The sequence below is a fragment of the Nioella aestuarii genome (assembly GCF_050896395.1).
GTDB classification, from domain to species: Bacteria; Pseudomonadota; Alphaproteobacteria; order Rhodobacterales; family Rhodobacteraceae; genus Nioella; species Nioella aestuarii.
Genome location: NZ_JBPBBA010000005.1, coordinates 99,514 through 120,552 on the forward strand (window position 1 = coordinate 99,514; position 21,039 = coordinate 120,552).

Here is a 21,039-nt window from a genome sequence, read left to right on the forward strand (position 1 = left end):
TTGGCGTGAACGCGGCGCAGAACTGTTTTTGAACCAGATGCGGCTGTGACCCGACCTATAGGCATCAGGGCAGTTCTTCCTGCCCAAGCCATAGCCATCAGGATCGCAGCCATGACCCGTTTTCTTTCGCCCCTCGCTTTCGCCGCCCGCCGCAACCAGTCTGGCGATCACTTGCGGATCCGCAGTGACGCTGCCGGTTCTCAGCGCGATGTTGTGGTTGTGGCCCCCCGCGCGGATCGTTCCGCAGGGCGCGCCCGGCTAACCAATTTCCGCCGCGCGATCCAGGGCTGACCCGTCGGTGCCCCCGTGGCCACCGTTACCTGCCACGGGACTGTCCCTCGTCTGACCGATCCCCGGCCCCTCGTCCGGATCGGCACCTTTCCGGCCCATATCCCTAGAGGTATGGACCGGCTTTTTTTGGCAGAGACGCGCCGCAACGCATGACCTCGGACAAAGATGAAAAATCTTTGAACCGGATCGCTTTGTCGCCCGACCTATGCCTGTAACGCGCAGCAATTGCGCTGAAAGAGAGGGAGCGTACCGTGTCACGATTTCTTAAGTGCATGCTGACATTTGTCTCGGTCAGCCTGAAGCGGGTTCCCTCAACGGTTGCCTTGGATTTCTGGCAGCCGCTGCCCGTCCGTTATGGCCAGATGATCGGTGGTGATGACGAAATCAATTTTCAATATCGCAGCCCCTTGTTTTCCGTCTAACCGGCTGCTTTTCCGGCGCCGAACGCCCCCGTCCCTTGTTCGGTGCCATGATGCCCGGTCCGCCCCCGGACCGGGCATCTTCTTTTTCACCGCGTCAAGATCAGAACCAGCCCGTTGCACATAGCGCAACGCGTGTTTCGCGGGCTTTGCGCCGCAGGCCCGGGCGCGTATCACTGACGACATGCGACAGTGGCTACCTCATGATCCTGCGACTCTTGCCACCACCCTGGCCGTGGGGACCATTGGTGCGCTTTTGGCGACGTTACTGCATTTGCCAGCACCCTATTTGACCGGGCCTGCGGCCCTGGTGACCCTCGTCGGGGTGATGGGTATGCGCACGCGGGTGCCTATTGTGCTGCGCGATGGCTGCTTTCTGGTCATCGGAACCTCGATGGGAACCGGAGTGAACCCGGAGATCCTGGCCGCAGCCGCCAATTGGCCGCTTAGCCTTGTTGCGTTGAGCCTGGCACTGTTGGTGATCTTCCTGGGGGGCGCTGCGCTGTTGCAGCGGTTTCTGGAGTTCGACCGGATCTCGGCGTTGCTGGCGGCGACCCCTGGCCATCTGAGCTATATCCTGTCGCTGTCAGCTGACACCAAGTCCGACCTTTCGACGATCACCGTGGCGCAATCGCTGCGGGTGTTGATCCTGACGCTTCTGGTGCCGCTTGCGGTCGGTCTGCTGACGGATGCGGATCTGAGCATGTCGGCCCGGCCCGAGCCGGTCATGTCCCTGATCCATCTGGGACTGATTCTGGCCCTTGCCGCTTTGTTGGGGGCAGGGTTGAAACGTATCCGCCTGCCCGCGGCCTTTCTGATGGGGGGCTTTGTGGTTTCGGCGCTGAGCCATGGCACGGGTGCAACGCCCGGTCTGGTGCCCGTCTGGGTCGCTGTCCCCAGCTTTGCGATTATGGGAACGCTGATCGGCACCCGCTTTTCCGGGATCTCGGTAACGCAGATCCTTCGGGCTTCTGGTGCGGCTGCGGTGCTGGCGGCGCTGGCGTTGGTCGCCACGCTTGGCGCGGCGTTGTCGATGCATTGGGTTCTGGGATTGCCGGTGACAAATCTGTTGATTGCCTATGCACCGGGTGGGCTTGAAACCATGGCGGCCCTGTCAGTGATGCTGGATGCCGACCCGGCCTTCGTGGCCTTCCACCACGCCTTCCGCATCCTGCTGCTGACCTTCCTTGTCCCAGCCTTCCTGCCCAGAACGGAGCCCGAGACATGACCGCCCCCAAGCCCCTTGCCGGTATCCGAGTCCTTGATCTGACCAACGTTCTGGCGGGTCCCTTCGCCTGCCATCAACTGGCCCATATGGGGGCCGAGGTGATCAAGGTCGAAGCCCCGGGGCGTGGTGATCTGGCCCGTCAGCTGGGGGCTGATCCGGCGTTGAACGCGGCAGGTATGGGGGTCTCTTTTCTGGCACAGAATGCGGGCAAGAAATCGGTCACACTGAACCTGAAACACCCGCGTGGGGTAGAGATCTTGAAGGCGCTTGTGCGGGGCGCGGATGTGCTGGTGGAAAATTTTCGCCCCGGTGTGATGGAGCGGTTGGGCGTCGGGCCGGATGTGCTGCGCGCGGAAAACCCACGGCTGATCTATTGCGCGATTTCCGGGTTTGGGCAGGATGGGCCATGGGTGGAGCGGCCCGCCTATGACCAGATCGTGCAGGGCGTGTCGGGTGTCATGTCGATCACGGGTGACGCGAACAGCGCGCCGTTGCGGGTGGGATATCCGATTGCCGATACGATCGGCGGGCTGACGGCGGCGATGGCGATTGCGTCTGCCCTGAATGCGCCAGAACGCGGCTGCGTCATCGACGTGTCGATGCTGGAGGCGGTGCTGGCCACGATGGGGTGGGCGGTGTCGAACTACCTGATCGCGGGGGTAGAGCCCGGCGCGCATGGCAACGAAAACACCACCTCCGCCCCCTCGGGCGCGTTTCGCTGCAAGGGTGGGCTGGTGAACATCGCCGCCAACAAGGATGAACAATGGCAGGCGCTGGCGCGGCACTTGGGGCTGGAGGCGTTGCTGGATGATCCTGATTACGCGACGCGCGAAGACCGAAAGCGCAACCGCTATGCGCTGCGCGCGCTGATCGAGGCGCGGCTGGAGGGGAAGCCTGCCAGGGACTGGGCACGAGAGCTGAACGCGCTTGGCGTGCCGGCTGGCGCGGTTTTGTCTGTACCCGAGGCGCTGGCCCACCCGCAGGTGGCCGACCGGGGCTTGGTCGCGTGTTTCAAGGATGTTCCCGGTGTGGATCGCCCTGTGCAGGTCTTGCGTCCGGGGGTGAAACTGGATGGCGCCGCCCCAGAGGTTGAAGCAGGCCCGCCCGCATTGGGCGCGGATTGTGCGGAGGTTTACGGGGAAATCGGGCTGGAGGCAGAGGATCTGCGCCAACTGACCGATGCCGGGGTGATCTAGGCGCGTCCTGGTGCGGCGGATCCGTTGCCAGGGTGTGACTGGGTGTTGTGCATCGGCAGTGGTCTTTGGGACCGGATCCAATGGGCAGATAGCGGGGAGCGGCCCGGCTCAACCTGCCCCTTGATGGCGGAGGCCTCGCCGGGCCGCGCTGCCGCGCGATTGTGGCACCTGAGCCGGGATGGATCACCGGCTGCGCGCGGTGGTTGATCGGTTCGGGATCTGAGTGTTTTTGCCAAGAAGAAGGGCAGGGGCTTTAGGTGGCTTCGGTGTCGATCCAGATGGTGACAGGCCCGTCATTGATGAGGGAGACCTTCATGTCAGCGCCAAACCGGCCGGTTTCGGTGGGAATGCCGAGGCTGGCGAGATGGGCCGCGAAATGCTGGTAGAGCCGGTCGCCGTCTGCGGGGGCTGCGGCGGTGGAAAATCCGGGCCGGTTCCCGCGTGAGGTATCCGCAGCGAGGGTGAACTGACTCACCACCAGAGCGCTACCCTCTATGGCAGCCAGGCTGAGGTTCATCTTTCCGGCGTCGTCCTGGAAGATACGCAGTTTGGAGATCTTGTTGGCGAGTGTTTCGGCCTTTGCCTCTGTATCGCCTTGCATGGCGCAGACGAGGATCAGCAGGCCGCGCCCGGTCTGGCCGACGATCTGTCCGTCGACCTGAACGGAGGCTTCGCTGACGCGTTGAATAAGGGCCCGCATAGTGGAAGTTCCTTTTGTTTCTGCGGGGAGAGTGCGGAAATCTTGACTGAAATCAAGGCGATTTCTGGGGATCTGCGGCAGACTCCTGCCATGACAAGCGCAGCGCTTGTCCAGGATAAAGGAGGATCGCAATGGTTGAAAAATCGCATACGTCCGGCGGATGGCCCTCGGTCTTCGAGCCCTTCCGCACGGTTGGTCGCCACGTGGCAGACTGGTTTGCACCGGCCTCTGAGGCGGCGGTGGATGAGGGCAGTTACCGCGTGGTGGTGGAACTGCCCGGGGTTGCGGACAAGGATATCGACGTGAGCGTCCATGACGGGGTGCTGACGGTGAAGGGCGAGAAAAAGTCGAGCCGGGAGGAAACAGGCGAGACTTGGTATTTCAGCGAACGGCAATACGGGGCGTTTTCGCGCAGTTTCCGACTACCGCCCGATGCCGATGAAGGAGCTGTGAGTGCCGATCTGAAGGATGGGGTGCTGACGGTGACGGTAACGAAATCTACGCCTGCCAGCCCAGAGACCAAGCGGATCGAGGTGCGAAAAGGCTGAGACCGGGCGCGGCGAAGGGGCTTGCAAGCCCCTTGGAACGTCCTTGCAAGGACGTTGGTCGCGCCTAGCCCTGCCAGCGGAGCGTTTCGTTAAGGGCCGCGCGACTGGTGCGAAACCTGTTGGCCGGGTGGCTGTCATCTTCCCGGCCCATGCTTATCACACAGACAATTGTACGGTTCTCAGACAGGTTGAAGAACCGGTGCAGGAAAGGCGCGTAGCTGGCCAGGGCGGCCTGCGGGATCGTGGCAACCCCGCGCGCGGTGGCCGCCAGCGTCAGCGCGGTCAGGAAACCGCCGCAATCAACCAGGCCATATGGTCCGAGCTCCGCCTCGGAGGTCAACACCGCGACGTGCGGCGCGCCGAAGAAGCGGAAGTTTTCCATCATTTGCCGGTGCGAGCCCTCTCGGTCGCCCTTTTCGACCCCCACGGCACCATAAAGTTGCCAGCCACAGATGGAGCGTCGGTCCTTGTAGACACCGGAATAGCGCTCGGGGAACGGGATGTCCGGCGTATGGCTGGCGGTCTTCATCTCTTCGGCCAGCGCCGCGCGCAACCGACCGGTTTCTTCCGCCCCCGTCACCACCAGCTGCCAGGGCTGAGCATTGCACCAGCTGGCAACTTTTTGCGCCTCGGTGACGATCTCTTCGATCACCTCGCGCGGCAGCGGATCTGACAGGAACGCCCGGCAAGAATGCCGGGCGTCCAGGATGCGGGCCAGCACCTCGGCATCGGTCATTGCTGGGACATCATGTAGAGATAGGCCAGACCTGCGGCAACGGCGGCCCCGACGACCACGGCAATAGCGATCTTGATCGCGGACCAGGGCCGTTCACCCTGAACCTTGCCGGTCTGGCCGTTCACCACGAAACGATAACTTTCGCCCTTGTATTTGTAGGCGGCCATCCAGACCGGCAGCAGGATATGCTTGAAGGTGATCTCGGACACATCGGTGTTCACATGGCTGATGCGCTGCCGGTCGCCACCGATATCGGCGTTGATGTCGCGGCGGATCTGCGCGTCCATGATGTCGCGGGCTTCCTCGAACCCCTCCTCTACATCGACCGTGTAGCCTTCGGCCATGAACCCGGCGAGGTAATGAGGCTGGTAGGGTTCAAGTTCGCTCAGGTTCCAGGGCTTGAGATTGTCGGTGTAGCTTTTGGGCAGAGAGCGGGAGCCCAGGATCAAGATATCGTCGAAGAAACGGCTGACACGGCCACGGACATTGGTCCAGCGGATTTTCTGTTCCCGGACCTGGGTGGGTTTGCCATCGCGGGTGACGGTTCTGGTCACATAGTAGATTGTCCCGCGCTGACCCTGGTAGCGGCTGGCGGTTTGGGCGTCATAGGTCCAATAGGGCACGTAGATGCCATCCAGGCTGCGACCCTGACGGGCGTATTCCTTAAGCCCATTGGGCGCAAACCACAGACGTCCCAGCCAATCTGTCATCGCCTTGTGGGCGTCGCGTTCTTCCAGCTTGAAGGGCAGCACCGCCTTGGGCTTGATATGCCGATGTGTGCCCGTGTCGGTGACCACCGGGGTGGCGCAGAACGGGCATTCGGTGGAATGGACGTCCGAGTTGAACTCCACCTGTGCGCCGCAATTGGGGCAGGGGGTAACGCGGATTTCCTCCATTTCGGCAGCATCGAGGCCTGAGCGTAGAGCTGTCTCGAAATCCATCTCGCGGATCTCGGGCAGATCGGCGGTTTCGAAATCCTTTTCGTTGCCGCAATGATCGCAGATCAGCTTGCCCTCCTCGGGGTCAAACCGGAAATCCGAGCCGCATTGATCGCAGGGGAAGCGATGTTCCGAATTGGCGAGGGCGTCGGGGCTGTCCGGCTCGGGCTCTGATCCGGGCGGGGTGGGGGGTAAATCGCTCATGGTTCTCTGAAATCGGTTTATGGTCCTGGCGCATCTTTGAACGCGACAGGACGTAATTCAAGGGAATAAGCCGGTTGAGTCTATCGGCGCGGCCGCAGCATCCGGGTCATCGTGCCGTCCTTCAGGACAAGCTGATGCAGGATCGCCACAACCGCATGGCCAAGCGCCACGATCATCAGCGCATTGCCAAGCAGCTCATGGCCTTCGCCCAGGGCCTCGATGCCGCCGAACCAGGTGATGGCCCCACCAATGGGCGTAAGGATCATCAGCAGATAGAGCAGCCGGTGCCCCCAAAGCGCGGCGGCCTCGGCCATGGCGGAACTGCCCGGCACCGGACCGGGCGCACCTTGCCGGTGGCGTACGATCACGCGGATAAGAACCAGCACGAAGACGGCGAGCCCAAGGATGGCATGTGGGTTGGGCGTCAGGATGCCGCTTTCGATACGGGCTTCCAGCAGGCGGCCCATGCCTTCATGGGTGGCCCATGCAGCAAGGATCAGGATGGCAATCAGCCAGTGAAGCGCAATTTGCAGGCGGGAATAGCCGAGGGGGTGTTCCATGGGGGCTCCGTATTGCGGGATGTCCAATTATGTCACGCGGCAGAAGGCAGGTTCCGTCGTCTCTGCCTTAGGGATTTTCGGCCCCCTGAACATGCGCAACGATGCGAAATTCGACCCGGGCGCCGGGGCGGCGCAGACCGGCAACCTCGACAGCGGTCCAGGCAGGCAGGGGCGTCCCGAGCAGGCGCGTCACAACCGACTGAATGTCGTCAAAATCCTCCGCGATGGCTGTGTGATAACTCGTCAGCTCCACGACGGCCTCGGGGCCAAGCTCGGCGGCATTCAGAACTGTGAGCGCCTTGCCAAGCGCCACCTCTGCCTGTGCGCCCCCGGTTGCGGGCATGGTTCCGTCAGGCAGACCGCCAGTTGCACCGGTCAGAAAAAGAAACTCCCCCGCGCGGATGGCGGGGGAGAAACCGGTTGCTGCGACCGCATCCCTCAGGCTTTCGGGTAACACAGCCTGACGCATCAGGCGCCCGGGGGCGGGGGCGGGGGCATGACGGTGAAGAGCTGCGCGAGCTCTGCCACGTCCTCGGCCTTCTTCCAGCCGTCCTGTCCAGCGGTCCAGACATAGGTTTCGCGCTTGAGCTGCCCGCTGCCGGCCATGCGGCCCAGGTCGGCCTTGGAGAACGGGCCGCTGGTCTGACCGTTTTCGGCCAGATGCCAGACATGTTCCACCGGGGGCGGTGGCGGGGCTGCCGCGGCGGGTTGCTGTTGCTGTGCAGCACCCCAGGGGCCGGGATTCATCGCATTGGCCATCTGGTTCGCCATCGCCATGCCCATGCCAAGGCCCATACCGGCGGCGGCTTCTCCTCCGCCTGGGTTCGACGCAGCGGCGGTCATGGCTTCGGCGGCGGAGAATTGGGTGTATTTGTTCAGATCGCCCACAACCCCCATCGAGGTCCGCTTGTCGAGCGCCGCTTCAACAGCGGGCGGCAGGCTGATGTTCTCGATGTAAAGTTCAGGCAGTTCCAGCCCGTACTGATCGATGGTGCCCGAAATCGCCTCGGCCATCATTCGACCCAGATCGTGGGTGTTGCCCGCCATGTCGAGCACTGGAATGCCAGACGATCCGATCACGCGGGAAAATTCCTGCACGATGATGTTGCGGATCTGCGAGGTGACTTCGTCGGTGGTGAACTCGCCGTCGGTGCCGACGATCTCGGTCATGAAACGGCCCGCGTCCTTTACCTTAACGGTATAGGTGCCATAGGCGCGGATGCGGGTCGGCCCAAATTCCGGGTCGCGCAGCATGATCGGGTTCTTGGTGCCCCATTTGAGATCCGTGAACCGGTTCGTGTTGACGAAATAGATTTCGGATTTGAAGGGCGACTGGAACCCGTGCGACCAATGCTGAATCGTGGTCATGATCGGCATGTTGTTCGTTTCGAGCATGTAGAGGCCCGGCGTGAACACATCGGCCATCTGGCCTTCGTGGATGAAGACCGCTGTCTGGCCCTCGCGCACTGTCAGTTTGGCGCCGTATTTGATTTCGTGGCCATGGCGTTCGAAGCGCCAGACCATCGTATCGCGGGTATCGTCCGTCCAGTGAATGACGTCAATGAACTGGCCGGAGAGGAAATCGAAAATGGACATCTGGTCCTCCTTTGAAAATCAGACCTTGGGGGTCAGCTTGGACCACCAACCAACCCGTCTGCAAGCTCTTGCAGGATCGGGCGGGCCTGATCGGGGGTCATGCCGGGGCGAAGGCGGGGGTTGTAGAGCATACTGAGCAGCATCTCGTCATGGGTGGTCAACAGCGCAAACTCCTCGTCATCGTTGAAGATCGAGGGGCGCGCCGTGGGGCTGTCATTTGGCAGGCCAAGGCCTTGGGCAACTTCCTCATGCACACAGGATCGGCGCTGCAGGTCTGGATGTTCGGTGCGGATAAAGGCGATGGCGGCCACGTAGACATCGGGCGCATCAGCGTTCGAGATCGAATAGACCGCGCAGAATTCGTGACGCGGAAGCGACGTTATCTCGCGGATCGTGCTGTCGCTGATGTTCGGCATGATCTGGCGCAGCAGGGGTTCCGCCGCAACCTGTTCATCCCGATTGAGGTATAGCACATGGAAATTGCCGCCCGATCCCACGGCGCGGATCGAATGGCCTGTAACCCGCGCCAGCCGGTCTGCGTAGCGGGCCAGTTCCGCGCGATCCCGGTCGCGCATATCCTCGGGAATGGATCCCCCGAAATGCGCCTGAAGGCGCACGGGGCGTTCCCACCGGCGCAGGGTGGCGGGGGTTTGCTGTGCCACGAACCGCCCGCCGGAGATGGCATATTCGTTATAAAGCGCGATGCGTTCGAAATTGGCCACCAGATTGCGGGCGACAATCGGCGTATCGGGCCCGCCACCATCGGTGCGCAGCAAGCCCTGGGTCAACAGCCGCTGCTGCACGCCCGCATAGTAACGCGCATAGGCAAGGCTTTCTGCGGAAGGTTCCACCGTCGGCGGCGCGACAATAGGGGTGGAGGGGCGCGAAGCAGGGGGCGGGGTTGCCTCTTCGCAGCCCGACAGCGCCGCCAAAGCGGCCACCATCAGAGCTGGAAACAGGGCCTTGCGCATACGGCCTCGCGCCTCCGGGTCTTGGGTCAGGTCCGCGGCACGGATGTGCCGACATTGTCGCCGGTGCCGTCGCCCCGCGCGGTGGCCGAGGCCAGCGTGTCACGCAGCTCGTGCTCCATCTTGACCATCTCGACCTCTGCTTCGGCACGACGGCGCTTGCCTTCGTCCGCAATTGCGAGGCTTTCCTCGATGGTGGCAATGAGGTCGGCATTGGCCTGCTTGACCGCTTCGATGTCGAACACTCCGCGTTCCATCTCTTCGCGGACCATCTTGTTGGACTCGCGCAGGTTTGCGGCGTTGGACTTCAGCAATTCGTTGGTCAGGTCATTGGCTTCGCGCACCGCCTGAGCGGCCTGCGTCGAGCGTTGAATGGTCAGCGCTTGTGCCAGTTGGGTTTCCCACAACGGCACGGTGTTCACGAGAGTCGAGTTGATCTTCGTGACCAGCGACTTGTCGTTTTCCTGCACCAGACGGATCGAGGGCAGCGACTGCATCGTGACCTGGCGGGTCAGCTTGAGATCATGGACCCGGCGTTCCAGATCGTCGCGCGCGGCGCGCAGATCGCGAAGTTCCTGCGCCTTCATCACCTGCTGGTTTTCCGGCGCGGCGGCCACTTCGGCCTCTTTCGCGGGGATCGTCTCTTCGTCGAGTTCCTTCAGCTTTTCCTCACCGGCGGTGATGTACAGCGCCAGTTCATCATAGAAGGCCAGCGTCTTGTCATAGAGCAGGTCAAGCGACTTGATGTCCTTCATCAACGTATGCTCATGGGCCAGCAATTCGTCGGTGATGCGGTCGATCTGGCCCTGCACGTCTTCATAGCGCGCAAGGAAGTCATGCACGGGCTTGGCTTTGCCAAACAGGCGTTCCCACCAGCTGCGCTTGCGGCCGGGATCCAGTTCATCGACGGAAAACCCGCGGATGGTGCCGACGATTTCTCGCAAGGAGTTGCCCGCCGGGCCCACATCCTTGTTCTTCACCCCGTCCAGCATGGCCTGCGAAATCTGCTGCAGTTCGGCCTGTGCGTTTGACCCGAAGGTGACAATCGAATTGGTGTCGGTCATGTCGAGCTCTGCCATCCGCGTCCGGATTTCCTCGGCGGTTGGGGCGGGCGCGTCGGCGAGCGGCACCAGCTCCGTCGAGGGTTCGGGCAGAACCACGGCGTTTATTTCATCGACAAGCTGCGCGGCAGCTTCGGCCTGTTGGCGGATCGTGTCACTCATGGGTTTTTGTCCTTATGTCTCAATATGCAGATTATCACGGTTCAGGCGGTCCCGCAGCACGTCGATTTCAACGTCGAGATCGCTGCGATCCGTCACCAGCATCCGCTTGGTACGGGCCGCGAAATTGGTTTCGAGGTCATCGAGAAGGGTGACGTAGTAGGCGCGCACGGCCGGGTCGCGGTCCCGGGCGTAGAGATCGGCAAACTTCACCGTCGCGTCACGGGCCCCGGTCAGGTAGACGCCCAGATACTTACGGGCCTGGCTCAGGTCGCGAGGGTCTTCTTCGACCGTGCGGAACATGTCGCGGGCGGTGGCCTGAAACGCTTCGACACGGGTTTCCAGCTGGCGGTCGCCCGCCCGGCGGATCGCGTCGGACATGGCCGCTAGCAGCGCCTCGGCCTCTTCGATCTTGCGGGCAACGCGGTCGGTCTGGAAATGGTCAACCCCTTCCAGCCCTTTGTCTTTCAATGGGTCGAGCCCGAAGGAAAAGAGGTGCAAAGCAGCGGCAAGTGTGCCCACAAGACCGGCATTCAGAACAGTCCATTGACCGCCGAATATCAGCAGACCCACGCCCGCACCGGTCAGAACCGACGCAAAGATTTTGCGGGGGATCGCGGGCCGCCGGGCGACTTTGCGTTCGTTATAGGCGTCTTCCGCCCGTACCCCGTCACGCAAAAGCCACGCGGCCAGAAGCAGCACGGCGCCGCCGGCGAAATCGGTGATCATCTCGGTCACCGGCTGGAAAAAGGCGGTCAGAAAGACCAGTAGCGGCAGGATGAACAAGATGTTGATCCGCGCACCGTATCGCGCCGGGCTGCGGCCGCGAAAGCTGGCCTCGATGGGCCGGGTTTCAGGCGCCTGAATCTCGGTGTTGTCGGGGTCGGGGCTAAACTTACCGCCATAACGCTGTGCCATCTCAGACCGCCCCGAATCCGCCAAAAATCGCCATCACGATGATGACCACGAGCGCCATGAAGGCCACCCCCTGAAGTCCGTTTGAACTCATTTAAGAACCCCTTTCCGCCCAATACGATAAGCACGCGGGGACGTAAAAAAAAGATGTCAGTGCTTGGAATCGTGAACCGGGACAGTTTCCGCCAATGCCCCGCGCGCCCTTTCAGCATCTAGCTTACGCTTATAGCCGGTTTGGATGAACTCGACCACGAACAGTACCACAACCGCGAAATAGAAAGTGGTCTTGGACATCGGGATCAGCGCGTAGCCGAAAATATGGATGCCCATGGTGGGGTCGTGGGTGGCGTGTTCAGCGGCAACGCCCGCCTCGCCGAGCAGCACCACGCCAACGATGAGCAGGATGAACAGGCCCAGAACCTCGTACATGCGGTTTTTCTCGATAAAGGCCGTCACCCCGTCGGCCAGCAGCAACATCGCGAGGCCCGACAACAGGATTGCAGCGGCCAGAACCGGGAAGACATCAGTAATTGCCAGCGCCGACAGGACGGAATCGAAGCTGAAGATCAGGTTCATCAGCACGATCAGCATGACCACCTGAGCGGCAGATTTCCCAGACTTTTCCGCGCCTTCATGGTGCAGGTCATGCATCGACAGAAGGTGCCCGATCTCTTTCACCGCCGTATACATGATGAACACGCCGCCAAAGACGAAGACGCAGGTTGCGAAGTTGACGCCGCCTTCCAGCACGCCGACCCAGTTCATGACGAAGAAGGGTTCTGACAGGCTCTCGATCAGCTGAATCATGGTAAACAGCAGGACAACTCGCAGCGCGACGGCAATGATAATCCCCCAGAAACGCACTGATTTCTGGCTTTCCTCCGGGGCCCGCTGGCTTTCGATCGAGATGTAAAGAAGGTTATCGAAGCCCAGGACCGCCTGCAGGAAGCACAGCATCAGCAGGTTGCCGAGATTTTCGAGGGTCAAAAGGTCAGCCATTTTTTATCGCCTTGATTTGTCGCTTGTTCCGGTCCGCGCCAGGTCTCTGTGCCTGAATAATCGCTTAAGGCGTCGCTTGTCACGCCTTTCACCCCGATCTCTCTTCCCTCTTGCCAAGGCCTGCGCGCTGACGTATCCCAACGCCACCGTGGCGATTTGTTAACCGGATTGCGGGCCACGTTAAACAAGCCGCTAAAGAGGTCGAGCAGCGCCATCCATGGCTCTTGCCCCCGACCGTTCACCCGGTTCGGGGTTTTTTCATGCCTCGGGCCAGCAAAGGACCGTGAATGACTATGGGACCGAAACAGCTTCCCACCGACGCAAAACCCCGCACCCGCGCCGTCCATGGCGGAACCCGCCGCAGCCAGTATGGTGAAGTCAGCGAAGCAATCTTCCTGACGCAAGGCTTCGTTTATGACAGCGCCGAACAGGCCGAGGCGCGGTTCATTGAATCGGGCGATGACGAATTCATCTATGCCCGTTATGGCAACCCAACCGTGCGCATGTTCGAAGAGCGCATTGCCGGGCTGGAGGGCACCGAGGATGCTTTCGCCACGGCCAGCGGTATGGCGGCAGTGAATGGCGCGCTGACCTCGATGCTGCGCGCGGGCGATCACGTGGTGTCGGCCAAGGCGCTGTTCGGCTCGTGTCTCTATATTCTCGAAGAGGTTCTGACGCGTTACGGCGTCGAGGTGACATTCGTGGACGGCACCGACCTGAACGAATGGAAGGCAGCCATCCGGCCCGACACCAAGGCGGTGTTCTTCGAGTCGATGTCGAACCCGACGCTGGAAGTCATCGACATAAAGGGGGTCAGTGAGCTGGCCCATGCGGTCGGTGCCATCGTGGTGGTGGACAACGTCTTTGCCACGCCGGTGCTGCAACGCTCTGGCGACCTTGGGGCCGATGTCATCGTCTATTCCGCCACCAAGCACATCGACGGGCAGGGGCGCTGTCTGGGGGGTGTCATCTGCGGCACCCGCCAATTCATTCGCAAGGTGGTGGAGCCTTACCTGAAGCATACCGGCGGATCGCTGTCGCCCTTCAACGCCTGGGTGATGCTGAAGGCGCTGGAGACGATGGATCTGCGGGTGCGCGCACAGGCCGAAAGCGCGTTCAAAATCGCCAGGGCCCTTCACGGCCAACCCGGCCTGAGCCGTGTTATCCATCCTTTCCTGCCAGATCATCCGCAGCAGAACCTCGCCATTGCGCAGATGGAAGCAGGCGGGACGATGATCTCAATCGAGCTGGAGGGCGGCAAATCGGCGGCGTTCAAGCTGCTCAACGCGTTGCAGGTTTTTGTGATCTCCAACAATCTGGGCGACGCCAAGTCGATCATCACCCATCCCGCGACCACGACCCATCAGCGGTTGACGCCTGAACAGCGTGCAGCCCTGGGGATCTCTGACGGGCTGTTGCGCCTGTCGGTGGGGCTGGAAGATCCGGCAGACCTGATTGCAGATCTTGAACAGGCGCTTAGCGCAGCCCGATGACCGAGATCACCATTCACCGCTTTCGGGCGGGGGAGGGCGACCTGCTTGGGCAGCTCTTCCACCGATCCGTGCACGAAGGTGCCGCGGGGGCCTATGACGCCGCGCAACGCGCAGCGTGGAGTCCGGAGCCGCCAAGTGGCCCGGTGTGGGAGGCCCGGCTGGCGGGCGGACTCACGCTGGTGGCATGGACCGGGCGGGACCCTGTCGGCTTCATGATGCTTATCCCGGAAACCGGCCATCTCGACCTGGCTTTTGTTGCGCCCGAGATGCAGGGGCAAGGGGTGGCGGCAATGCTTTATGGGCTGCTGGAACGCAGCGCGCGGCGGCGGGGTCTGGCGCGGCTGACCACAGATGCCAGCGAATTGGCGCGTGGCTTCTTTCTCAAGCAGGGATGGCAGGACGGGCCGAGGCGGCGAATTGAACGCCACGGCATTGCCTTGCACAATTACCCCATGGCAAAATCGCTGAAACCTGCGTTAGAACGGGCGGCATGAAACCGTTTCTGATCCTGCAACTGCGCCCCGAGGATGAAGCCGCCGACGAAGAGTTCGCCAGCTTTCTTGCCAAGGGCGGGCTATCTGAGGACGAGGTGCACCGCATCCGTCTGGACAAGCGCGACCTTCCCGGCGGCCTGGTGCTGGCCGATTATTCCGGCGTGATCGTGGGCGGCGGCCCCGGATGCGTGTCGGACGCGCCCGAGGACAAGACCCTGCAGGAAGCCAAGATAGAGGCAGAGATATTGGGGCTCATGCCCCGGATCACGGAAGGCGACGTGCCGTTCATGGGATGTTGCTATGGGCTTGGCATTCTGGCCCATCATCTTGGCGGCGAGGTCAGCAAGGCGCGCTATGGCGAGGCCATCGGCGGGGTCGATTGCACCCTCTCGGACGAAGGCGCCGCCGATCCGCTGTTCGAAGGGCTTCCGCGGACCTTCCGCGCCCTTGTGGGCCACAAGGAAGCCGTGCAGGACCTGCCCCCCGGCGCGGTGCATCTTGCCGCCGCCGACAGCTGCCCCTTTCAGATGATCCGCCACGGGAAGAACGTCTATGCCACCCAGTTTCATCCGGAGGCGGACGGGCAAAGCTTCGCCACCCGGATCCGCATCTACCGCAACAAGGGCTATTTCCACCCCGAGGAGGCCGACAGCCTGACCGAGGCGTGTTTGGCCGAAGAGATCACCGTGCCGGAACAGGTGCTGCGAAACTTCGTCAAACGCTATCGCGCAGGTTGAGCGAAGCGCGGGGAAAGCTCTTCGAAGAGCTTTCACAATTTTCTTCGAAGAAAATTCCAGCGCCCCGGAGGAAGCTGTCGCCGGATTGCCGCCGTTTCGCGCTCCTGTGCCGTTTTGAACTGGTCCCGCGGCGCCAGGCCGGTCTATCTCTCGCAACGGAAAACTTGGAATAGGGGGGCGGCTGGCCCATATTGTCAGTCTCCAGACCCCGGGAAGGCCCGTGCCATGAACCTGCATCTCAACGATCTTGCCACAGCGCCTGACAGCGATGAGGCCCGCAAAGCACTGGATACCCTGCGTGCCTGGGCGGCCACGGCATCGGCTGAGGAGCTGGCCGCGCTTGACCCATCCGTCGCGGGCCTGTTGCGCAATGCCCCTGTCTATCCCGATTTCAGCCGCGATTACCCTCAGGATTTTACTGTCGATGCCGAGTACAAGGACAGCCTTCCAGACCTACAAAACGGTCCTGCCTCGCTGATCAAGGGCCAGAAACGGGTGATCCAGCATGTGGGCATTTCCAATTTCCGCCTGCCGATCCGCTACCACACCCGCGACGATGGCGACCTGACGCTGGAAACCTCGGTCACGGGGACGGTCAGCCTGGAGGCGGAGAAGAAGGGCATCAACATGTCCCGGATCATGCGCAGCTTTTACAATCACGCTGAGCGGACCTTCAGTTTCGAGGTGATGGAAGCCGCACTTGATGCCTACAAGACCGATCTCGACAGTTTCGATGCCCGTATCCAGATGCGCTTTTCCTTCCCGATGAAGATCGAAAGCCTGCGCTCGGGCCTGACCGGGTACCAGTATTACGACATCGCGCTGGAACTGGTGGAACAGGGCGGCACCCGTAAGAAAATCCTGCATCTGGACTATGTCTACAGTTCCACCTGTCCTTGCTCTCTGGAGCTCAGCGAACATGCGCGTGAGTTTCGCAATCAACTGGCAACGCCCCATTCGCAGAGGTCCGTTGCGCGGATTTCCATCGAGGTGCCCTTTGGGGGGGAGTGCCTTTGGTTCGAAGACCTGATCGAGCTGGCCCGCAACGCGGTGCCGACGGAAACCCAGGTTATGGTCAAGCGCGAGGATGAACAGGCTTTTGCCGAACTGAACGCGGCAAACCCCATTTTCGTCGAGGATGCGGCGCGACTGTTTGCACAGGCCCTGCACGATGAACCCCGGATTGGCGATTTTCGTATCGTCGCCAGCCATCAGGAAAGCCTGCACAGTCATGATGCTGTCAGCGTTCTGACAGAGGGTGAGACCTTTGCAGCCACGAGCCTCGACCCAAAGCTGTTCACGACCCTGTTTCACATCGGCTGAGCCCTGTCCCTGGTGCAAGTCGGGGTTTCCGGATCGGCATTGGGCAAACGGGTCAGTATGCCATACCTTTTGGGCAAGGGAGGACACCGACCTTTTGCCAAAATAAAGGGGTTTCCCAATGGCTTCGATTGATATGTCTCTGGCAGCACCCGCATCACAGGGCGTTTTCGCCCGGATCATCGCGCGCCTTGTTCAGGCATCCACCGAATATAGCGTGGCGCTGTCGCGCGTCGATCAGGTTACGCGGTTGAACGCAATGACCGACGAAGAACTGGCCCAGATGCAGCTGCGGCGCGAAGACATCCCGCGCTATGTTTTCCGCGATATCCTTTACATCTGACGGCCCCTCACAAATCGGCCCGTGCATGGCAACACCGGTTGACACTGCGCGCGGGCCGGGCCAACGCTGCGGCCCATGTATGACCTGAGGCCCGTTGGATATGTGATCGGATTGCTCGTCCTGGTGCTGGGGCTGACCATGCTGGTGCCCCTCGGAGTCGATTTGTATTACGACAACGGGGAGTGGCAGGTCTTCTTGGAGAGCGCGATCCTGACCGTTCTGCCGGGGGGGCTGCTGGCTCTGGCCTCGGCCAATGGGGTCACCAAGCGGCTTTCGATCCAGCAAACCTTCCTTTTGACCACGGGCGTTTGGATGGCACTGCCTGTGTTTGGGGCCCTGCCGTTTGTGCTGGGGGCGACCAATGCCAGCTTTGTCGATGCGCTGTTCGAAGCCATGTCAGGGCTGACAACCACGGGATCGACCGTCTTCATCCGCCTGGAATTGCTGCCTGAGGGGCTGTTGTTCTGGCGGGGTATGCTGCAATGGTTCGGCGGTGTGGGCATTATCGTCGTGGCCATGGTGTTCCTGCCGGAGCTGCGCGTTGGCGGAATGCAGATCTTCAAGTCCGAAGCCTTCGAGACGATGGGCAAAATCCTGCCGCGTGCGGCGGAAATCGCGCAACAAATCTCGGTGATCTATGTGGGTCTGACGCTCGTTTGTGCCCTGACCTACGTGGCGCTTGGGATGCCGACATTCGAGGCCATCGTCCATTCCATGACAACGGTATCCACCGGCGGGTTCTCCACCTCAGATGCGTCTTTCGGGGCGTTTCAGGGACCGATGGAATATGCTGCGTCCGTCTTCATGCTTCTCGCCAGCCTGCCCTTCGTGCGCTACGTGCAGATCCTTGCAGGCAGTGCCCGCCCACTTTGGCTTGATACACAGGTCCGGGCCTATCTGACGACGATCCTGATTCTGACGATCTTCTTCGCGGTGTACCGGCTGGTCGTGAATGGCGACCACTTGGAGCACGGGTTCCGCGAGGCGATCTTCAATGTGACATCGATCATCTCGGGCACCGGATATGCCAGCGTCGATTACCAGGAATGGGGGGCCATTGCTGTCGTTGTGTTCTTCTTCATTGGCCTGATCGGCGGCTGTGCAGGCTCGACCGCCTGTTCGATCAAGATCTTCCGGTATCAGTTGTTGATGGCGTCAATCTCGACCCAGTTGCGCAGACTTTATGCCCCGCATGGCATTTTTGAGCCGCGCTATGAGGGCCGCAAGGTGAGCGAAGAGGTTCTGTCCTCGGTCATGGCTTTCTTCGTGATGTTCTTCGTCAGCCTGGGGGTCGTCTCGATGCTGCTGGCGCTGACCGGGCTGGACTTTGTGACATCCGTTTCCGGCGCGGCCACGGCTCTGGCAAATATCGGGCCGGGACTGGGGGCCGAGATCGGACCGGCTGGGACCTTCACCAACCTAAATGACACGGCCAAATGGATCCTGACCGTCTCGATGCTGGTTGGACGCCTGGAGCTGATGGCGGTCTTTGTTCTGTTCACCACTCAGTTCTGGCGGGGATAGGCGACGCCAGAAAAGGAACAGCGATATGCGGCGTATCGGTGCACTAATCTTCCCCGGCTTTGAGCTGTTGGATCTGTTCGGCCCGATGGAGATGTTCGGGATGCTTACGGATGAGTATTCACTGGAGTTGATCGCCGAAACCGCGGGTCCGATACGGGGCAATCCGGGGCTGGACACGGTGGCCAGTCGTGCGCTGGAGGATGCCGGAGACTACGATCTCCTCTTCGTGCCGGGCGGGCCGGGAACGCGGGCATTGGTGGATCATGCGCCGGTGCTGGACTGGCTGGCAGAGCAGGGCAGCCGGGCGGAATATGTTCTCAGCGTGTGTACCGGCAGCGCCTTGCTGGCGCGGGCAGGGCTTCTTGATGGATGCAAGGCGACCACCAATAAAGCGGCCTTTGCCTGGGTCGCTTCACAAGGACCGCAGGTCAATTGGGTCAAGCAGGCAAGATGGGTGGAGGACGGGAAATTCCTGACCTCCTCGGGGGTGTCGGCGGGCATGGACATGACCCTTGCCGCCATTGCGCTGATGCACGGGCGGGCGCTGGCCGAAGAGGTGGCGGTGAGCTGTGAATACACCTGGCACGATGACAGCACGGCCGATCCGTTCGCGGCCCTGCATGGATTGGCCTGACAGGTTGGACCCAGACATGAAAAGGGCGGCCAGATGGGGCCGCCCTTTAAGTTTATGAAAGCTTGGGGATCAGTTCCAGCAGGTCACCAGAACCGCCAGATCGCTGCCATAACGGGCCAGAGCGTTGCGGGTCATGGGATCGGCCTGCACGGGGGCGGCGTTGACGGTGACGCCTGCCCCGCCAAGGAATTCCGCCATCCGATCACCGCGCAGGGCAAAGCTGACGCCTTCGGGCAGGGCGCGGCCGGTGTCCGGCTCGGGAAGAACCATGCCGATAACGGCTCCGGTGGCGTCCAGAACCGGGGCACCGGCCTCGGATGGTTCGATCGACATCTCGAGGCGGGCCATCGTGTCCTCGCCGTTGAGCCCCTGCATATCGGCCAGCGTGCCGAAATTCATCGACGCCGCGCCAAGTGCGCCTTCATAGGGGTAGCCAGCCACCGCCACATCGGTGCGGATGCGCGCGGGAATGGTCGGGAAACCGGCATAGATCGACGGGGCCAGCGATTGCGTCGGGCGCAGAACGGCCAGCCCAAGCGCTGGGTCGGAATGGGCGACAGTCATCTCGTAGCGGTCATTGACCAGCACGCGGGTGCAGGACGCCACAGCCTCGGCAGTGGTCAGCACGGTGCCGGTGTTGTCGAGGTAGAAGCCACTGCGCGCCCGGTCGGGCTGACGCACTTCCAGCCCGGCCATCAGGTCCACGCCCTGTTCCATGCCAGGATCAACCGCGCCGGGGTCGAGCGTGCCGCCATAGGTGGAGAAACTGTCTTCCATCATGTCCAGAACACGGGTCATCTGCTGATCCCGCTCGGGCGTCCAGATCAGCGTGAAGCCCTTGATCTGGCCATCTTCCAGCCGTGCAACGGTATGGCTGCGCAGGGTGTCCGACTGACCGGTCAGCACGAAGCTGTTGGACCGGCGGTTGCGCTCGCCTTCCAGTGGCACGATCTCCAGCGTCTGCATGATCTCGTAGAGACCGCCAAGCGTGGCTTCGCTGCCTTCCTGGCTGATCAGCAGAACCTGAACGCCGGAATCACCGACGGAATCGAACTGGGCGAACGGAAACTCGTAGCGGGTGAACTCGACAATTGCCAAAGGCAGGTCGATCTCGATTCCCGCCCGTTCATCACGCACGGTCTGCATTCCAAGCGCATCGAGCTCACCCTGATAGGCGGCCAGCAATTGCGCCCGCTGGCGGGTGGTCAGGACGCCGGTTTCTTCATAGCCCTGCGCCGCTTGCCAGGCGGACATGGCGCCGCGGGTGCCGGGGCCGAAGGCGCCGTCGATGCCGGAATTGTAGAAGCCGAACCATTGCATTGCGATTTGCAGCGCCTCGCGGCCTGCCTGATCGAGCTGCGCCTCGCTTTGCCGGGCTTCGGCCACGGTTTCCTCTGGGATCACCGGTTCAGCAGGCTGCTGGGTCTCGCCGATGACCGGTGCATCGGTCACCGTACCAGGGGTCAAGGTATTGGCGCCAATGGGGAAAAACTGCTGCTGGTAGATATCGACCTCGGACAGATAGCTGTCCTGAGGGATCGCGCCTTGGGCGCGCAACTGGTTCAAAACCGTTGCGCCTTCGGCAGGCGTGTAGGGCCCAAGCGCGATGGCGTACCAGCCGGTGCGCAGCCGGTAGCCATTCACCGCCGGCAGTAGCCTAGAATAGGCACGAACCCGGCCCTCGGCAGTTGCCAGATCCGGATGAGCCTCCACCTGGACCCAAACGCGGTCCTGTGCCTGGGCGTCATTGGCCCCGAATACGGCCGTACCCAGAATAATCAAAAGACACAAAACAATCCGGCGTGCTGCCATCCTCTTTCTCCTAACCCCATGTTTCCTGCGGGCTTCGCCCGTTCACGATCGGCGGCAACCTATCAGACACACCAGCCGATGCACCAGAAATATGCGTGATCGGCCAATTGACCATGGCGGGGGGGACCACTATCACACCCCTGCCTTGCAACACCGGGAAATGA

23 protein-coding genes and 1 riboswitch are annotated in these 21,039 nt (G+C 61.8%); of the genes, 12 read left to right on the plus strand and 11 right to left on the minus strand.

Translation table 11 applies throughout. The annotated features are described in order from the left end of the window. The first annotated feature begins 111 nt into the window (after nt 1-111). From ACROHD_RS05445 to ACROHD_RS05460, 4 genes are all read left to right on the plus strand, one after another. The gene (locus ACROHD_RS05445; protein WP_432676341.1) at nt 112-291 is read left to right on the plus strand and encodes a hypothetical protein; all 180 of its coding nucleotides are present in this window, start codon (nt 112-114) and stop codon (nt 289-291) included. A 272-nt stretch (nt 292-563) separates the two neighbouring features. Then, a complete protein-coding gene (locus ACROHD_RS05450) occupies nt 564-713 on the plus strand; it encodes a hypothetical protein (protein ID WP_432676342.1) in 150 nt (49 codons plus the stop codon). 181 nt (nt 714-894) lie between these two features. After that, nucleotides 895-1,938, plus strand: a complete 1,044-nt coding sequence (locus ACROHD_RS05455; protein WP_432676343.1) for an AbrB family transcriptional regulator — start codon at nt 895-897, stop codon at nt 1,936-1,938. Beyond that, entirely contained in the window at nt 1,935-3,134 is a 1,200-nt protein-coding gene (locus tag ACROHD_RS05460; RefSeq protein ID WP_432676344.1) for a CaiB/BaiF CoA transferase family protein, read from the plus strand. Before ACROHD_RS05455 ends, ACROHD_RS05460 begins: the two co-directional genes overlap by 4 nt. A gap of 253 nt (nt 3,135-3,387) precedes the next feature. On the opposite strand, the gene dtd is transcribed toward ACROHD_RS05460, so the two are convergent. Beyond that, nucleotides 3,388-3,834 (minus strand): D-aminoacyl-tRNA deacylase, encoded by a 447-nt coding sequence (dtd, locus tag ACROHD_RS05465; RefSeq protein WP_432676345.1) that lies wholly within the window; start codon nt 3,832-3,834, stop codon nt 3,388-3,390. A gap of 131 nt (nt 3,835-3,965) precedes the next feature. Between dtd and ACROHD_RS05470 the strand changes: the two genes are divergently transcribed. Continuing rightward, complete coding sequence (locus ACROHD_RS05470; protein WP_432676346.1) at nt 3,966-4,382, plus strand: Hsp20/alpha crystallin family protein; 417 nt, start codon at nt 3,966-3,968, stop codon at nt 4,380-4,382. 64 nt (nt 4,383-4,446) lie between these two features. Here the strand turns inward: ACROHD_RS05470 and ACROHD_RS05475 are convergent, their stop codons facing one another. The 9 genes from ACROHD_RS05475 to ACROHD_RS05515 form a co-directional block, all read right to left on the minus strand. Continuing rightward, nucleotides 4,447-5,118, minus strand: a complete 672-nt coding sequence (locus tag ACROHD_RS05475; RefSeq protein WP_432676347.1) for a nitroreductase — start codon at nt 5,116-5,118, stop codon at nt 4,447-4,449. After that, nucleotides 5,115-6,260: a TFIIB-type zinc finger domain-containing protein gene (locus ACROHD_RS05480; RefSeq protein ID WP_432676348.1), complete on the minus strand. Its 1,146-nt coding sequence runs from the start codon at nt 6,258-6,260 to the stop codon at nt 5,115-5,117. Before ACROHD_RS05480 ends, ACROHD_RS05475 begins: the two co-directional genes overlap by 4 nt. Before the next feature lie 80 nt (nt 6,261-6,340). Next, entirely contained in the window at nt 6,341-6,820 is a 480-nt protein-coding gene (locus ACROHD_RS05485) for a cytochrome b (RefSeq protein ID WP_432676349.1), read from the minus strand. Nucleotides 6,821-6,887: 67 nt separating this feature from the next. Beyond that, a complete protein-coding gene (locus tag ACROHD_RS05490; RefSeq protein WP_432676350.1) occupies nt 6,888-7,289 on the minus strand; it encodes a Rid family hydrolase in 402 nt (133 codons plus the stop codon). Continuing rightward, nucleotides 7,289-8,416, minus strand: coding sequence for an SPFH domain-containing protein (locus ACROHD_RS05495; protein ID WP_432676351.1), 1,128 nt, complete (start codon nt 8,414-8,416; stop codon nt 7,289-7,291). Before ACROHD_RS05495 ends, ACROHD_RS05490 begins: the two co-directional genes overlap by 1 nt. 32 nt (nt 8,417-8,448) lie before the next feature. Further along, nucleotides 8,449-9,387 (minus strand): DUF2927 domain-containing protein, encoded by a 939-nt coding sequence (locus ACROHD_RS05500; protein WP_432676352.1) that lies wholly within the window; start codon nt 9,385-9,387, stop codon nt 8,449-8,451. Between the two features lie 26 nt (nt 9,388-9,413). Then, a complete protein-coding gene (locus tag ACROHD_RS05505) occupies nt 9,414-10,607 on the minus strand; it encodes a toxic anion resistance protein (RefSeq protein ID WP_432676353.1) in 1,194 nt (397 codons plus the stop codon). Between the two features lie 12 nt (nt 10,608-10,619). Continuing rightward, entirely contained in the window at nt 10,620-11,522 is a 903-nt protein-coding gene (locus ACROHD_RS05510; RefSeq protein WP_432676354.1) for a 5-bromo-4-chloroindolyl phosphate hydrolysis family protein, read from the minus strand. 147 nt (nt 11,523-11,669) lie between these two features. After that, complete coding sequence (locus ACROHD_RS05515) at nt 11,670-12,518, minus strand: TerC family protein (RefSeq protein ID WP_432676355.1); 849 nt, start codon at nt 12,516-12,518, stop codon at nt 11,670-11,672. A gap of 138 nt (nt 12,519-12,656) precedes the next feature. Next, nucleotides 12,657-12,735: riboswitch (SAM riboswitch) on the plus strand. Nucleotides 12,736-12,805: 70 nt separating this feature from the next. Here ACROHD_RS05515 and metZ point away from each other — a divergent pair. From metZ to ACROHD_RS05550, 7 genes are all read left to right on the plus strand, one after another. Continuing rightward, nucleotides 12,806-14,011 (plus strand): O-succinylhomoserine sulfhydrylase, encoded by a 1,206-nt coding sequence (gene metZ / locus ACROHD_RS05520; RefSeq protein ID WP_432676356.1) that lies wholly within the window; start codon nt 12,806-12,808, stop codon nt 14,009-14,011. Next, nucleotides 14,008-14,505: a GNAT family N-acetyltransferase gene (locus ACROHD_RS05525; protein ID WP_432676357.1), complete on the plus strand. Its 498-nt coding sequence runs from the start codon at nt 14,008-14,010 to the stop codon at nt 14,503-14,505. The genes metZ and ACROHD_RS05525 overlap by 4 nt, the downstream gene beginning before the upstream one ends. Continuing rightward, nucleotides 14,502-15,242, plus strand: a complete 741-nt coding sequence (locus tag ACROHD_RS05530) for a glutamine amidotransferase (RefSeq protein WP_432676358.1) — start codon at nt 14,502-14,504, stop codon at nt 15,240-15,242. Before ACROHD_RS05525 ends, ACROHD_RS05530 begins: the two co-directional genes overlap by 4 nt. 225 nt (nt 15,243-15,467) lie before the next feature. Continuing rightward, nucleotides 15,468-16,565 (plus strand): GTP cyclohydrolase FolE2, encoded by a 1,098-nt coding sequence (folE2, locus tag ACROHD_RS05535; protein ID WP_432676359.1) that lies wholly within the window; start codon nt 15,468-15,470, stop codon nt 16,563-16,565. A 118-nt stretch (nt 16,566-16,683) separates the two neighbouring features. Further along, nucleotides 16,684-16,905: a DUF1127 domain-containing protein gene (locus tag ACROHD_RS05540; protein WP_432676360.1), complete on the plus strand. Its 222-nt coding sequence runs from the start codon at nt 16,684-16,686 to the stop codon at nt 16,903-16,905. Between the two features lie 75 nt (nt 16,906-16,980). Beyond that, the gene (locus ACROHD_RS05545; RefSeq protein WP_432676361.1) at nt 16,981-18,429 is read left to right on the plus strand and encodes a TrkH family potassium uptake protein; all 1,449 of its coding nucleotides are present in this window, start codon (nt 16,981-16,983) and stop codon (nt 18,427-18,429) included. 25 nt (nt 18,430-18,454) lie between these two features. Then, complete coding sequence (locus tag ACROHD_RS05550; RefSeq protein ID WP_432676362.1) at nt 18,455-19,063, plus strand: DJ-1/PfpI family protein; 609 nt, start codon at nt 18,455-18,457, stop codon at nt 19,061-19,063. A gap of 69 nt (nt 19,064-19,132) precedes the next feature. Here the strand turns inward: ACROHD_RS05550 and ACROHD_RS05555 are convergent, their stop codons facing one another. Next, on the minus strand, nt 19,133-20,875 hold the full coding sequence (locus ACROHD_RS05555) for a serine protease (RefSeq protein WP_432676363.1): 1,743 nt from the start codon (nt 20,873-20,875) through the stop codon (nt 19,133-19,135). Nucleotides 20,876-21,039 lie beyond the last annotated feature (164 nt).